General features: G+C 55.7%; 13 protein-coding genes and 1 other annotated feature. All 13 genes read right to left on the bottom strand.

Annotated elements, in window-relative coordinates; genetic code table 11:
- Positions 1–6 precede the first annotated feature (6 nt).
- The 13 genes from cysS to queF all read right to left on the bottom strand — a co-directional run bounded on the left by cysS (position 7) and on the right by queF (position 13,587).
- A complete protein-coding gene (cysS, locus tag R2I50_RS00485) occupies positions 7–1,419 on the bottom strand; it encodes a cysteine--tRNA ligase (RefSeq protein ID WP_316607095.1) in 1,413 nt (470 codons plus the stop codon).
- Between the two features lies 1 nt (position 1,420).
- On the bottom strand, positions 1,421–2,152 hold the full coding sequence (epsC, locus tag R2I50_RS00480) for a serine O-acetyltransferase (RefSeq protein ID WP_316607094.1): 732 nt from the start codon (positions 2,150–2,152) through the stop codon (positions 1,421–1,423).
- A 140-nt stretch (positions 2,153–2,292) separates the two neighbouring features.
- Positions 2,293–2,527, bottom strand: a binding site (T-box leader).
- Between the two features lie 108 nt (positions 2,528–2,635).
- Positions 2,636–3,277 (bottom strand): CDP-diacylglycerol--glycerol-3-phosphate 3-phosphatidyltransferase, encoded by a 642-nt coding sequence (gene pgsA, locus R2I50_RS00475; RefSeq protein WP_316607093.1) that lies wholly within the window; start codon positions 3,275–3,277, stop codon positions 2,636–2,638.
- Complete coding sequence (gene rimO, locus R2I50_RS00470) at positions 3,274–4,602, bottom strand: 30S ribosomal protein S12 methylthiotransferase RimO (protein WP_316607139.1); 1,329 nt, start codon at positions 4,600–4,602, stop codon at positions 3,274–3,276. Before rimO ends, pgsA begins: the two co-directional genes overlap by 4 nt.
- Positions 4,592–5,212, bottom strand: a complete 621-nt coding sequence (locus R2I50_RS00465; protein WP_316607091.1) for a regulatory protein RecX — start codon at positions 5,210–5,212, stop codon at positions 4,592–4,594. Before R2I50_RS00465 ends, rimO begins: the two co-directional genes overlap by 11 nt.
- 8 nt (positions 5,213–5,220) lie before the next feature.
- A complete protein-coding gene (recA, locus tag R2I50_RS00460) occupies positions 5,221–6,336 on the bottom strand; it encodes a recombinase RecA (protein WP_316607089.1) in 1,116 nt (371 codons plus the stop codon).
- Between the two features lie 223 nt (positions 6,337–6,559).
- Complete coding sequence (prmC, locus tag R2I50_RS00455) at positions 6,560–7,444, bottom strand: peptide chain release factor N(5)-glutamine methyltransferase (RefSeq protein ID WP_316607088.1); 885 nt, start codon at positions 7,442–7,444, stop codon at positions 6,560–6,562.
- Complete coding sequence (locus tag R2I50_RS00450) at positions 7,398–8,429, bottom strand: DUF1385 domain-containing protein (RefSeq protein WP_316607087.1); 1,032 nt, start codon at positions 8,427–8,429, stop codon at positions 7,398–7,400. The genes prmC and R2I50_RS00450 overlap by 47 nt, the downstream gene beginning before the upstream one ends.
- Before the next feature lie 24 nt (positions 8,430–8,453).
- On the bottom strand, positions 8,454–9,917 hold the full coding sequence (locus tag R2I50_RS00445) for an ATP-binding protein (protein WP_316607086.1): 1,464 nt from the start codon (positions 9,915–9,917) through the stop codon (positions 8,454–8,456).
- 171 nt (positions 9,918–10,088) lie between these two features.
- A complete protein-coding gene (locus R2I50_RS00440; RefSeq protein WP_316607085.1) occupies positions 10,089–10,793 on the bottom strand; it encodes a response regulator transcription factor in 705 nt (234 codons plus the stop codon).
- A 32-nt stretch (positions 10,794–10,825) separates the two neighbouring features.
- The gene (locus R2I50_RS00435) at positions 10,826–12,124 is read right to left on the bottom strand and encodes a VCBS repeat-containing protein (RefSeq protein ID WP_316607084.1); all 1,299 of its coding nucleotides are present in this window, start codon (positions 12,122–12,124) and stop codon (positions 10,826–10,828) included.
- A gap of 69 nt (positions 12,125–12,193) precedes the next feature.
- A complete protein-coding gene (trmB, locus tag R2I50_RS00430) occupies positions 12,194–12,847 on the bottom strand; it encodes a tRNA (guanosine(46)-N7)-methyltransferase TrmB (RefSeq protein ID WP_316607083.1) in 654 nt (217 codons plus the stop codon).
- 242 nt (positions 12,848–13,089) lie between these two features.
- Positions 13,090–13,587 (bottom strand): preQ(1) synthase, encoded by a 498-nt coding sequence (queF, locus tag R2I50_RS00425; RefSeq protein WP_316607082.1) that lies wholly within the window; start codon positions 13,585–13,587, stop codon positions 13,090–13,092.
- Positions 13,588–13,653 lie beyond the last annotated feature (66 nt).

Raw genomic sequence — 13,653 nt, 5'->3', positions numbered from 1 at the left:
ATGATATTATTCGATACTCCAGGTCGTACCCTCTTTGCTGTCCTTCAATATGATCCCCGAAGCCTTCAGCTCGTCACGGATCCGGTCGGCTTCCGCCCAGTTTTTGGCTGCCTTGGCATCTTTGCGTTTCTCGATCAGTGCCTCGATCTTTGCGACGTCTACGCCCTCTGCGGGTGCTGTATCCGCGGCTTTCTTCTCAGCCGCTTCGATCAGCCCCAGCGACAGCACCTTGTCGAAGTCCGCAATCAGATAACGCTTGGTCGCGTCGGAGATATCGCCCTTTAAGACGTCGTACAGCGCCGTGATCGCGAGTGAGGTGTTCAGGTCGTTGTCGAGCGCTTCTCTGAACTTCTCCTGATACGCCTTTGCCGCCTCGAGGTCGGGCTCGCCGTCGGCGCTGAGCTTCGCGATACGCGCGACCAGCTTATTGTACGCCTGTACGGTATTGTCGAGGTTCTCAAAGCTGAATACCAGCGGCTTGCGGTAGTGTGACTGCAGGCAGAAGAAGCGGTATGCCAGCGGATCGTAGCCCTTCTCTTCGAGCAAAGAAACGGTCAGGAAACCACCCTTGGATTTCGACATCTTGCCGCGCTTGTCGAGCAGATGGAGCACATGGAACCAGTACGGGCACCACTGATGGCCGAGGTACGCTTCGCTCTGGGCGATCTCGTTGGTGTGATGGGGGAAAGCGTTGTCCACGCCGCCGCAGTGGATGTCGAGGTACTCGCCCGCGTGCTTAATGGAGATGGCGGAGCACTCGATATGCCAGCCCGGGTAGCCTAAGCCCCACGGCGACTCCCACTTGAGCGCCTGATCCTCAAACTTACTCTGGGTGAACCAGAGGACGAAGTCGTTCTTGTTGCGTTTGTTCTCGTCCTCGGTGACGTCCTCGCGCACGCCGACCTGCAGCTCATCCTCGTTCATGTTGCCGAAGACATAGTAGCTGTCGAGCTTGGAGGTGTCGAAGTAGACGTTGCCGCCCGAAAGGTACGCGTAGCCCTTGTCGATCAGGGTCTGTACCATCTCGATGAACTCGGGGATGCAGTGGGTAGCGGGTTCGACGACGTCGGGGGTCTTGATGTTGAGCTTCGCGGTGTCGGAGAAGAACGCGTCCGTGTAGAACTGCGCGATCTCCATGACGGTCTTGTGCTCGCGCTTTGCGCCCGCGAGCATTTTATCCTCTCCGGTATCCGCGTCGGAGCTTAAGTGACCGACGTCGGTGATGTTCATGATGCGCAGAACGTCGTAACCGATATAGCGGAAATACTTTTCCAGCACATCTTCCATGATGTAGGTGCGCAGGTTGCCGATGTGAGCGTAGTGGTAGACGGTCGGTCCGCAGGTGTACATCTTGACCTTGCCTGCTTCGTGCGGAATGAATTCCTGTTTTGTACCGCCGAGTGTATTGTATAGAATCATTTTAATCTTCCTTTCCTTTTTCATCGCTTCCCAATCCTTGGGGAGCTGTCACTGTAGGTGACTGAGCATTGTTTTTGAGACGATCGGCATTTTTGTTCAACCTGTTTTTCAGATATTGTACCTCCAGTCCTAACTGCTGGATCTCGTTATGCATACGGCACAGCTCCTGCGCGACGGGATCGGAGTAGTGGATCTGGTCGAGTAGGTCGGGGCGTACGCCGTTGATCCTTACTACGCGGGCGGGTACGCCGACAGCGGTGCTGTTCGGCGGGATCTCGGAGAGTACCACGGCTCCCGCGGCGATACGCGAGTTATCGCCGACCTTGAACGGACCGAGAACCTTAGCGCCCGAACCAACCATCACATTGTCGCCGAGGGTCGGATGGCGCTTGCCTTGATCTTTACCGGTGCCGCCGAGGGTGACGTTCTGGTAGATCAGGCAGTTGTCGCCGATGATGGTGGTCTCGCCGATAACGACGCCCATACCGTGGTCGATGACAAGTCCCTTGCCGATGGTGGCGCCGGGGTGTATCTCTACGCCCGTTTTGTGGCGGGCGCGCTGGCTCAGCCACCGGGCGATGAACTTCATGTTGTGGATATGAAACCAGTGGGCACGGCGGTATTTGCGTACCGCCTTGTAGCCTGAGTAGAGGAAGAATACCTCCATCCGGTTGCGTGCCGCCGGGTCGCGCTGCATTACAGCGTTCAGGTCGGCTTTCAGTGTGTCGAACATTGTGATCAAATCCTTTTATCATGGTGAACGGAGAACAGAGAACGGTTGCGGAAAAGCTTCGCTTTTTGAATGATTATCAATCGTAGTGGGATAACCCATCCTTCATCTATCGCTGTAATCTGAAAAAAGCGCCGTCATCCCATAGGGACGACAGCGCCGTGGTTCCACCCAAATTTGGCATTATATAAGGTATAATGCCCTCTAGCCCTTAACGCGGGCTGACGCGCGGCGATACTCGGGATCATAATACCTGTATCCTTTCCCGTCGCGGGCTCATAGGCGCATTTCATCCGGCGTCCACTCAGACGGCTTTCAGCATATGCCGTCCTCTCTGTCAGCTTCTGCGGGATTACTTCTCCTAATCGCTGCCTTTTTATATATCTATCCTATTATATACGATATCTTCGGATTTTGCAACTATTATTATAAATGTTATTGTGAGAAGTCGGGGGTCAAGCCGACGACGCGGCAATCGCAACCGATTTACATATCGCTGATGACTTCTATATTATCTTTCAGGTACTTCACGCCGGAGATCACGGTGACGACCGCAACGATCCATATGAGCACCTGACCGATGATGTTGAATACATTATATATAGTATCGAGGGTCCAGTACGCGGTCCAGTTATACGACTGAAGATGACCGAAGGGTACGACCCAGCCCACCATAGCGAGTGAGATTATATCCAAAGCGGTCTGCATCAGGAAGATCGCGCCGATCGCGACGATCTGGGACACGGTCTTGACCTTGCCCCACATATTGGCGGCGATGACCTTGCCCTTCGCGGCGGCGACGAGCCTTACCGAGGTCACGGCGAACTCGCGGAAGATGATGATGATCAGCGGGACGGCGCCGCACAGCCCGAGCTTGACGAAGCACACCAGCACCGAGATCACGAGGATCTTATCCGCCAGCGGATCGGCGAATTTACCGAAGTCGGTGATCAGGTTATCCCTGCGCGCGATCTTTCCGTCCAGCGCGTCGGTGATCGAGGCGATCCCGAACAGGACTGCCGCCGCTAAAAGGTGGAACGGAAAGTCGATCAGGATACACGCGATCACGGCGGGTACCAGCAGGATCCGCAGCATGGTCAGCTTGTTGGGCAGGTTCATTTTTTTCATAACATCTCTCCTGTCAGATCACAGTCGATATGGTCGGTGATGTGTACGCGAACAATGTCGCCCGGGCGAGGCTTTGTCTCGCCGACGGTGAAGAATACGCAGGGGTCGACCTCCGGCGCGTCAAACAGCGAGCGTCCGAACCAGCAGTCGGCATAGCGGTCGAAGCCGTCGACCAGTACGTCGAGTTCCTTGCCGACCTGATCCTCGCACCAGCTGTCGATGATCAGCGCCTCCTGCTCGCTGATGATCTCAGCGCGGCGGTTCTTGACATCCTCGTCGATCTGATCCGGCAGCAGAGCGGCGGGCGTATCCTCCTCCTGTGAGTAGGCGAAGCATCCGAGCCGCTCAAAGCGCGTCTGTGCGACAAAGTCGCTCAGCTCCTCAAAGTCCTCCTCCGTCTCACCGGGGAAGCCCGCGATCAGGGTGGTTCGCAGCACGACGCCGGGGATCTTCTCGCGGATATGGCTCACGAGCGTCAGAAGGCTTTCCTTATCGCCGCGGCGGTTCATTGCGCGCAGCACTCTGCCGTTACAGTGCTGCAGCGGCAGGTCGATATATTTGACGATTTTTTCTTCCTCGCGGATGGTGTCGAGAAGCTCGTCGGTGATACGGTCGGGGTAGCAGTAGAGCACGCGGATCCACTGCAGACCGTCGATTTTGCAGAGCTTTCTGAGCAGCTCCGCGAGCTTTAGCTCACCGTAGAGATCCTCGCCGTAGCGGGTGGTGTCCTGCGCGATGACGTTGAGCTCTTTGACGCCGTTTCTGACGAGGCGCTCGGCTTCTTCGATGATGTTCTCCATTCTTCGGGAGCGGAACGAGCCGCGGATCAGCGGGATCGCGCAGTAGGTGCAGCAGTTGTCACAGCCGTCGGCGATCTTGAGGTACGCCCAGTGGCGCTCGGTGCTCTGTACGCGGCCGCCCTCCATCGGCAGTTCCATCTTGTCGGGAAAAACCTCGGTCTTCTCGCCGTCGAGTGCCTTTTGCACCACATCGGCGATATCGGCGTTCTTGCCGATACCGATGACCGCGTCGACCTCCTCGAGCTCCTTCATGATTTCGGTATTATAGCGCTCGGCGAGGCATCCGGTGACGATGATCGCTTTGATCTTGCCTTCCTTTTTCAGTTGAGCAAGCTCCAAAATTTCGTCGATGCTTTCCTGTTTGGCGCTTTCGATGAAGCCGCAGGTATTGACGATGACGGCGTCCGCCATCGCGGGGTCTTCCTTGAGCTGGAAGCCCGCCTGATTCAATTGATACATCATCATCTCGGCGTCTACGCGGTTTTTGGCGCAGCCGAGGGATACGATTCCTACGCTACTCATAATCGTCCTCTATCTCTGTATATTCACGCAGCACGCTTTTTATGTCCGCGTAGCGGAAGCCCATGCGCGCCAGCGCGTTGGCGGCGCGGCGCTGATCCTTCTCGTCAAGGATCGCGCGCGCGTATTTTCTCTCTATCACAAGGCGAATCTGATCTTTTTCGTCGATGACGAGATCGTCGACTACTTCATCGATCAGGTCACGGTCGATGCCCTTCTCGCGCAGCTTCTCGCGAACGCCGCGCTCGGAGAGATGCTTGAGGTTCACGAGATCGGCGGCATATCGGCGCGCGTAACGCCCGTCATCGATCAGCCCGAGTTCCTCCAGCCGTCCGACCGCCGCCTCGCAGGTATCCTCCCTGTAATCGCGTCTGAGCTTCGTTAAAAGCTCGTGCCGTGAGTGATCGCGGAAGGAGATCAGCCACATCGCCTTGTCCTTACAGCGCTTTTTATCGGAGGCTTGCACACAGTCGTGCAGTTCCTCGTCGGTGATCTCGCGCCCCACGTCGAAGCGATGGGACAGGAGCACCTCGGTGTCGAGCTTCATCGCCTCTTCACCGTCGATATAGAGCGCAGAGAGCCCCTTACGACGGGGCTCAACAGCGGTTATTTGCATTTTATTGATCAATCCTCGACCAGAATGTCGATCTTAGCGCTCTTTTTCTTCTTCTCGGCGGGAGCGGCGGGAGCCGGAGCAGGCTCGGCGGCTACCGGCTTCGCGGCAGCCTTTGCGGGCTTCTTCGCGCGGGAAGTGAGCTTGTCGACATTCTCCCAGAGCTTAGCTTCGATCTCGTTACGGAGCGCGTCGTCGTTTTTCAGCAGCTCCTTGACGTTGTCGCGGCCCTGACCCAAACGGGTCTCACCGTAATAGAACCATGCGCCGCTCTTCTGTACGACGTCTGCTTTCACCGCAAGGTCAATCAGCTCGCCGACGCGGCTGATGCCTTCGCCGTACATAATATCGAACTCTGCTTCCTTGAAGGGAGGGGCGATCTTGTTCTTGACGACCTTGGCGCGGGTGCGGGAGCCGACCATCTCGCCGTTGGACTTGAGGGTCTCGATGCGGCGGATGTCGATACGAACGGAGGAGTAGAACTTCAGCGCTCTGCCGCCCGTGGTGACCTCGGGATTACCGTAAACGACGCCGACCTTCTCACGCAGCTGGTTGATGAAGATCGCGACGCAGTTGGACTTGTTGATCGCGCCGGCAAGCTTACGCAGCGCCTGAGACATCAGCCGGGCGTGCAGACCGACGTGGCTGTCGCCCATCTCGCCCTCGATCTCCGCCTTGGGGACCAGCGCGGCGACCGAGTCGATGACGATGACGTCGATCGCGCCGGAGCGGATCAGCGCCTCGGCGATCTCGAGCGCGTCCTCACCGGTATCGGGCTGAGAGACCAGCAGGCTGTCGACGTCGACGCCTAAGGCGGCGGCGTAGACCGGGTCGAGCGCATGCTCTACGTCGATGAAGGCGACGTTGCCGCCGTTCTTCTGACCCTCCGCGATACAGTGCAGGGACAGGGTGGTCTTACCCGAACTCTCGGGTCCGTAGATCTCGACGATTCTGCCGCGGGGCAGACCGCCGATACCCAGCGCGATATCCAGGCTCAGCGAGCCTGTCGAAATATGCTCGACATTCATATGCGTGTTCTGACCCAGGCGCATGACAGCACCCTTGCCGAACTGCTTCTCGATTTGTGATAACGCGGTTTCCAGAGCTTTGTTCTTATCCAGAGCCATGAAAAATCTCTCCTTTGGTTTCTGATTCAAATAGCATTGTGAGGGCGAAGATTATTCGCCTGTAGTGATCTCAACTGATGAAATTATAGCATATATGTTTGAAATAATCAAGATTTTCGAACAAAAAATCTATTTTCAGCAAACAGTGAAAGGTGATTGATGAACGGTGAAAGGGGGTTCTGTTCGCATACGATTTAAAGGAACCCAAACGCGAAGCGTTCCCTTAACCATTCTTCGTTAACCGTTCTCCATATTCGGCTGTTACCGCGCGGGTGATGCCCTGGATATCGGGGTAACCTATTATATTGGTATATCCGGCGGCTTTCAGCAGGTTTGCGACATAGTCGAACTGCCCTTCACCTAGCTCGAAGGCGATAGTTCCGCCGTCTTTCAGCTTCGGCGTCCATAATCGGATGATCAGCTCGTAGAAATCGTACCCGCTTTCGCCGCCGTCCAGCGCGAGCCTCGGCTCATACTGAACCTCATTTTGCAAGTCGGCGATATCGTTCGAGCGGATGTAGGGCGGGTTCGATACGATCATATCGAGTGAACAGTCGCCGAAATCGACGACACAATCCTTTATATCGGCGCGGATTGCCTTGACGTCCGCCTGATTCAGTGTGATGTTTTCTTTAAGATAGGCGAACGCCTCGCCGCTTTTCTCCACGGCGTAAACCGTTGCGTCAAGCTCCTTTGCGAGCGTGATCGCAATGATGCCCGAACCCGAGCACAGATCAACGATACGCGGACGGGGAACGGACCTTATCATGCGCAGCGCTTCACCGACGAGCACCTCGGTGTCGTCGCGGGGGATCAGCACGCCCTGTCCAACCTTATAATCTCTGCCCATGAAGCTCCACATACCAAGCACATACTGGATCGGCTCGCCCGACGCGCGTCTTTTCGCCATCGAGACCGACCTGTCGAGCTGTTCGGAGGACAGGATCGTTTCATATTTTAATCGCAGAAGATTCGGCTGACAGCTCATGACCGCCGCCAGGATCTCTCTCGCGTCGCCTGCGGGATTCTCTGTCCCCGCATGGGCGAGTATTATTTCAAGCTTACGGAGTTGCGCAAGCGCAGTTGTTGACGATGTCGGAGCCATCATCGGGGATCACCGCCTTCATGGCTTCGATCGCGCACTCGATCATCTCGTCCTCGGGTTCCTTGGTAGTGATACGCTGAGCCCAGAGACCGGGAGTCGCGAGGATACGGGTCAGCTTGTTGTCGTGTCTGCCGCAGAGCTTGATGAACTCATATCCGAGCCCCACCATGACCGGCAGGAGCAGCAGACGGAAAACGGGGTTGAGCAGCTTGACGCCGAAGGGAGCGACGGGAATGAACAGTCCGACGAAGATGCTGACTAAGAGCGTGACCACGAGGAACGAGGTGCCGCAGCGGGGATGGAAGCGGGACTGCTTACGTACGTTCTCTACGGTCAGCTCCTCGTCGTTTTCATAACAAAAGATGGTTTTATGTTCCGCGCCGTGATATTTGAACACGCGCTTCATATCCGCCATCTGGGACACCAGCAGCATATAGCCGATGAACAGTGCGATCTTCAAAACGCCGCAGAAGGCGGATTTCACGAACTGACCCGCCACGGTGTAGGAGACCGCCTGCGTCGCGGGGTCGACGACCTTGAAGGCGCCGCCCAGCGTCCAGTCAAAGAGCGCCGCCGGCAGAAACACGAAGAGTCCCAGCGCCAGCGCTATGCCTAAGACGGAGGCGATGACCATGACGACGTTCATTAGCTTGTCACCAAAGGTTTTTTCGAGCCACTTTTCAAATTTGGAGGGTTCCTCCTCCTCGACGGTACCCGCCTCGAGCGCCTTGTCCGCGGCGAGCCCCAGCGCCTTGTAGCTCAGGCGCATGCTGTCGATCATACCCGCGATACCGCGGATCAGCGGCAGCTTCCAGAACTTCGCCTTGAACAGCGGCTTGACCTCGATATCCTCGGTGTAGATATGATCCTTATCGATCCTGCACGCTACGGTGGTGCGCTTGGGACCGCGCATCATGATGCCTTCGATCAGCGCGGAACCGCCGATGGAGGTGATGCGTTTTTGCTGTTTTCTGTCTTGTTCTTTCATAAGTACCTTCTTATCGTTGATGTTTTACGCTGTAGGCGGGGTGATGCCTCCCAGCGGCTGAGAGTCGTCGTCCAGCGCTGCCGCCTCGTTATAGATCGGGATGGTGATGGTGACGGTGGTGCCGACCTCGGGCGAGCTCTCGAGCTCAAGCGAGCCCTTATGCATCTTGATGATCTCGTCGGCTACCGCCAGTCCGATGCCGGAGCCGTTGATCTTCTGATTCGCTTTATAGAATTTTTCTTTGACCTTAGGCAGATCCTCCGCCGCGATGCCGCAGCCGTTGTCGGCGACGACGACCTTGACGGTGTGCTCCTTAAAGTCCTGATATACCTGCACGCCGATCATACCGCCCTCGGGGGTGTATTTCAGCGCGTTGTCGATTACGTTGAGGAATACCTGCTTGAGTCGGTTGCGATCGCCGTAGATGATCGGCATCTCCTCGGGATCGTCATACAGCAGGTGCTTGCCCTCCGATAGGGCGCGTTCCTTGAGCATATAGACTGCCTCGTCGATCTCGGCGAGGATATCCATACGCGCCATCTGCATAGTCAGTCTGCCGCTCTGAAGCTTCGAGAAGTCCAGCAGCTCCTCGACCAGCGAGGTCAGGCGCGAGCTCTCCTTGACGATGACGCTCATACCCTTCTCGAGCGTGATGCGGTCGGGTACGCCGTACTGCATGGTCTCCGCCCAGCCCTTGATGGCGGTCAGCGGAGTGCGCAGCTCGTGCGATACGCGCGAGATAAAGTCGTTCTTGAGCTTTTCATTCGCATCGAGCTCCTTCGCCATGTCGTTGATGCTGTCGCACAGATCGCCGATCTCATCGTCGTACATTTTATCGATTTTTGCGGTAAAGTCGCCTTGTGCGATGCGACGGGCGGTGTCGCTCATCTCATTCACGGGCTTTACGATGGAACGGATGAAGTAGTAGCCCGATACCGCGACGACCGCGATGATAATCAGACCAACCGCAGCAGCGATTAGGGTGTAGATGAGCACCTTAGCGTCGGCATTACGCAGAGAGGATATATAGCGAACCGCGCCCAGTTCCGCTCCTTGTGCGTTGCGGATTACGCGGCTGACAGCCATGATCTTCTCACCCGACGGATTACGTCCGATGTAGCGCGCCTTTCCGTCACTGTTCCTGAGCGCGTTCTTGTAATCCGGTATGTCCTCTTCATCAGTGCCGAAGCCGGTGGACGACGTTACTACCTTACCGTCAGCGTTAATGACCTCGATCTCCATTTCATCCTTGTAGTCAAAGTCAGCTGCGTAAACGGAAGCCGCCGACTGAAAGAGCTCGGCGTTCTCAGCGGTATAGCCGGGAAAAACGGACGCGAGCTCCTCGCCGTGAGTCGTCAGCGCAGCTTCAACCGTATTGTAGCATAAGGAGTGTACGGAAACGGATAAGGTTATGACCAGCAGAATTATGATGGCTAATATGACGCAGAAGGTATTGATCAGCCAGCGCCGGTTGATACCCTTAAACATGTATTCACTCCCTCTCGTTTTGGTTAATGGTGAATAGTGAATAGTGAATGGTGAAGGGAGGGCTTTTCCTCAGCCGGAGACGGCATCCCTCTCCCCGGGGAAGGGAATGACCGACATGATGCTTTCTTCTGTATTTCAGTACTCATTATTCATTGATCTGTCTTTGACAAATCACACGGTATCCCATTTGTAGCCCAGACCCCATACGGTTACAATGTACTTGGGGTTGGACGGCTCGTCCTCGACCTTCATACGCAGGCGGCGGATGTTGACGTCGACGATCTTTTCCTCGCCGACATACGCCTCGCCCCAGACATGGTTAAGGATGTCGGTACGGTCGAGCGCAACGCCGGGATTGGAGAAGAAGTATTCCATGATCTGAAACTCGACCTGCGTCAGCTCGATCATCTTGCCGTTCTTCATCAGCGCGCGGTTTCTGAGGTTGAGGGTGAAGATACCGCTCTGCAGCTCTTCCTTGAAGTTGTTCTCGTTCTTCTGCTCCGAGAGGGAGACGCGGCGGTACAGCGAGTCGACGCGTGCGGTCAGTTCCGAGGGGGAGAAGGGCTTGGTGATGTAGTCGTCGGCGCCCAGCATGAGGCCGGTGACCTTGTCCATCTCCTGGGTGCGTGCGGAGAGCATGATGATACCGATGCCGGAGTTGCGGTTTCTGAGCTCCTTACAGACCTGTAAGCCGTCGATGCCGGGCATCATGATGTCGAGGATCGCGACGTCAAAGTCGCCGTTTTGCTCCTCGTACTTCTGCAGAGCCATCTCGCCGCAGTCAGCCTCGACGACCTCGTAGCCGGCTCTTCTGAGATTGATCACGACGAAGTCGCGGATAGCGGCTTCATCTTCGCATACCAAAATCTTTTTCATAAGAATAACCTCCGTTCAGGATTATCTGTATTTTAATTATTATCAATCAGCGTAAAGCTGTTTTTGATTTCTTTATCGGACAGGGGACATTTGTCGCTCCTGATGCAGGTGTAGACGGCTGAGCCGCTCTCACGGATGACCTCCTCGGAGATGGTCGAGCTGTCAAAGTCGCCCGCGTCATAGCGCTTGATCGTCAGGAGAACTTCGCCGAGCTGAGGCTCGGTTCCCTTGTAGGTCAGCGCATGCAGTGTGAAGGTGTTCTCGCCGTCGTAGCGGGCGGTGACGGTGGTCGAGAGCTCCGCGTCGAGTTTGAGCATAAAGCCTGCGGGTTCGCACAAAAAGGTGGTGACCTTTGAGAGCGGGATCAGGCTCGAGGGATCGTAGCAGCACCACTGCGCCAGCGCGCAGACATGCGAGATATCTTCCTTCCCGCTGTGTGCCGTCAGTGAACAGAGCGGGAATTCGATCATTCCGTCGTCGTCTATATCTCTCGACAGCAGCGGAATGGTGCGTCCGTAGCTCGCATAATTAGCGGATACGAACAGCGGATTGGTCAGCGCATCTTCCGCCCGGTCAAACATAATCAGTTGGGTGGCATACTTGCCGTCCTCGGTTACCCCGTCCGCGATAGCACCCTTTTGACCCGAGCCGATATCGGAAAACTGCAGTAAGGGGTAGGCGGTTATATCGGGATCGATCTCGCAGGACGAGCGTACGGTAAAGACGCTTCCGTCATAGCTCAGCAGCTTCGCCGTAGCAGTCGCTTCGGGACTGACGGGTGTGAGGATCAGCACGTCCTCGCCGCTGTCGCCGTCAAAATCGCCCGTGATGTAATCGGTGAAGCCTTGTGCGATATCGACCTGCTTGAGCTCCGAGTTCATGAGGTACATACTCAACGAGGCGGCGGGTAAACCCGCGTCACAGCTGATGAGGATTTCATCAATGCCGTCTCTGTCGATATCGGCGAAGCGCATGCTGCCGATGTTCGCCGACTGCAGCTCGGCGATGCCGACACTCTTGTAGCTGCCGCCTTTTTTCTCGGCGGCAAGAATCCTCGCGCTGCCGCCGACGGTATATAGAGCGATCGCCTCGTCGGTTCCGTCGCGGTCGAGGTCACGCATGATGACGCCGCTCTTGCGGTCGCCCGCGTCGGGATAGATGAGTTCGTAGTTTTTGCCCGCGTCCTTCTCGATCATCTGCTGGATGTCGGCGCGGTCACCCGCGGCGTGGGGAGGGGAGAGAATGTCGCGTCCGTTGAGGCTCAGAGAGGTACAGCCTGACAGCAGCGCCGCCACTGCCGTGACAGCCGCGATCATGCGGTAACGTTTCATTCTCCTACCTCCTTGGTGTAGTCGTTGTAGGGGCTCGTAAAGAGCCGCTGCAAGCCTGACCAAATGTGCTTATACGGTCGCTTCCAGATATTTGATGGGGATACCCTCGTCGGTGAACATTTGCTCATGCTCGGTGACAATGTTGTCCTTGATGTCGCTGTTGTGCAGGTCGCGGGTGATGAAGCGGATATGATACTTCGCTTCTTCAAAGTAACCGACGCTGTCCTCGAAGAGCATGTCGTCATCGGTCTTGAAGTAGATCACCGCGTCCTTTGTCAGAAATTCGCGGTACATACTGAGCTTCTTCGGGTAGGTCAGCCTGCGCTTTTGATGCTTCAGGCGCGGCCATGGATTACAGAAGTTGATATACATCACCGCGATCCCGTCCTCCGGAGCGATGATCCTGTCGAGCTGCTCGACGTTGAAGCGTGCCAGCGCGATGTTGTCCGGCGTTCTGCCTTCTTCCGAGAAGATGCGTTCGATGTTGCGCCTGCCGACGCCCAGCATATCATTCTTGATATCTACTGCGATAAAGTTCTTGTCGGGATCGCGCTTCGCTTTCTCGGCGATGAAGGTACATTTGCCGCAGCCGATCTCAAGCTCGATGGGATGATCGTTGCCGAAGAACTCCCGCCAGCGCCCGCGATAGCTCTCGGGCTCCTTGACGTAGTAGCGGCAGGCGTTCAGCTCGGGCTCCGCCCATTTCTTCTTTCTGATTCTCATATACCTTGGTTTTCCTGTCCTGTTTTATCAGGGATAACCCTAATAACCCATGATATAGTTATATACACTACAATAGTATAACAAACTGTTGTGTTTTTTGCAATCTTTTTTTACATATATATGGCAAAAAATTGATAAAAACGGCGTAAAATTTACAATTTGTTAAAATGGTAAATCAAAAATGACGATTTAAAAACAAATAAGCCGCCGCGAATTTCACGCGACAGCTTATGTTAATTCGGTTATCGGTTGTCGATCTTTTCGGGGTAGAGGTCGTGCTGAGCGAGTCTGTCCCACGCCAGCTTCTCGAACTTGGTGCCCGGCTTTCCGTAGTTGCAGTAGGGGTCGATGGAGATACCGCCGCGGGGGGTGAACTTGCCCCACACCTCGATGTAGCGGGGATCCATCAGCTTGACAAGGTCCTTCATGATGATGTTCATGCAGTCCTCGTGGAAGTCGCCGTGGTTGCGGAAGCTGAACAGATACAGCTTGAGTGATTTGCTCTCGACCATGATCTTGTCGGGGATGTAGGAGATGTAGACGGTCGCGAAGTCCGGCTGACCCGTAATGGGACACAGGCTCGTGAACTCCGGACAGTTGAACTTGACAAAGTAGTCGTTGTCGGGATGCTTGTTGGGGAAGGTCTCCAGCACCTCGGGGTTGTAGTCGCTCTTATATTCTATATGATTTCTTCCGAGCAGGGTGATGGTACCGCGCTCGTTCTCGGTTCTGCCGGTCATATTGTCCTCCGTGATAATAAAATGTCATTGCGAGTTTCTGCCACGCATGTCGGGAGCTGTGTCGAT

Source organism: uncultured Ruminococcus sp., assembly GCA_902785355.1.
GTDB lineage: Bacteria > Bacillota > Clostridia > Oscillospirales > Acutalibacteraceae > Ruminococcoides.
Note: the sequence above shows the minus strand (reverse complement) of the source record. Positions and strands in the feature narration are given on the sequence as shown.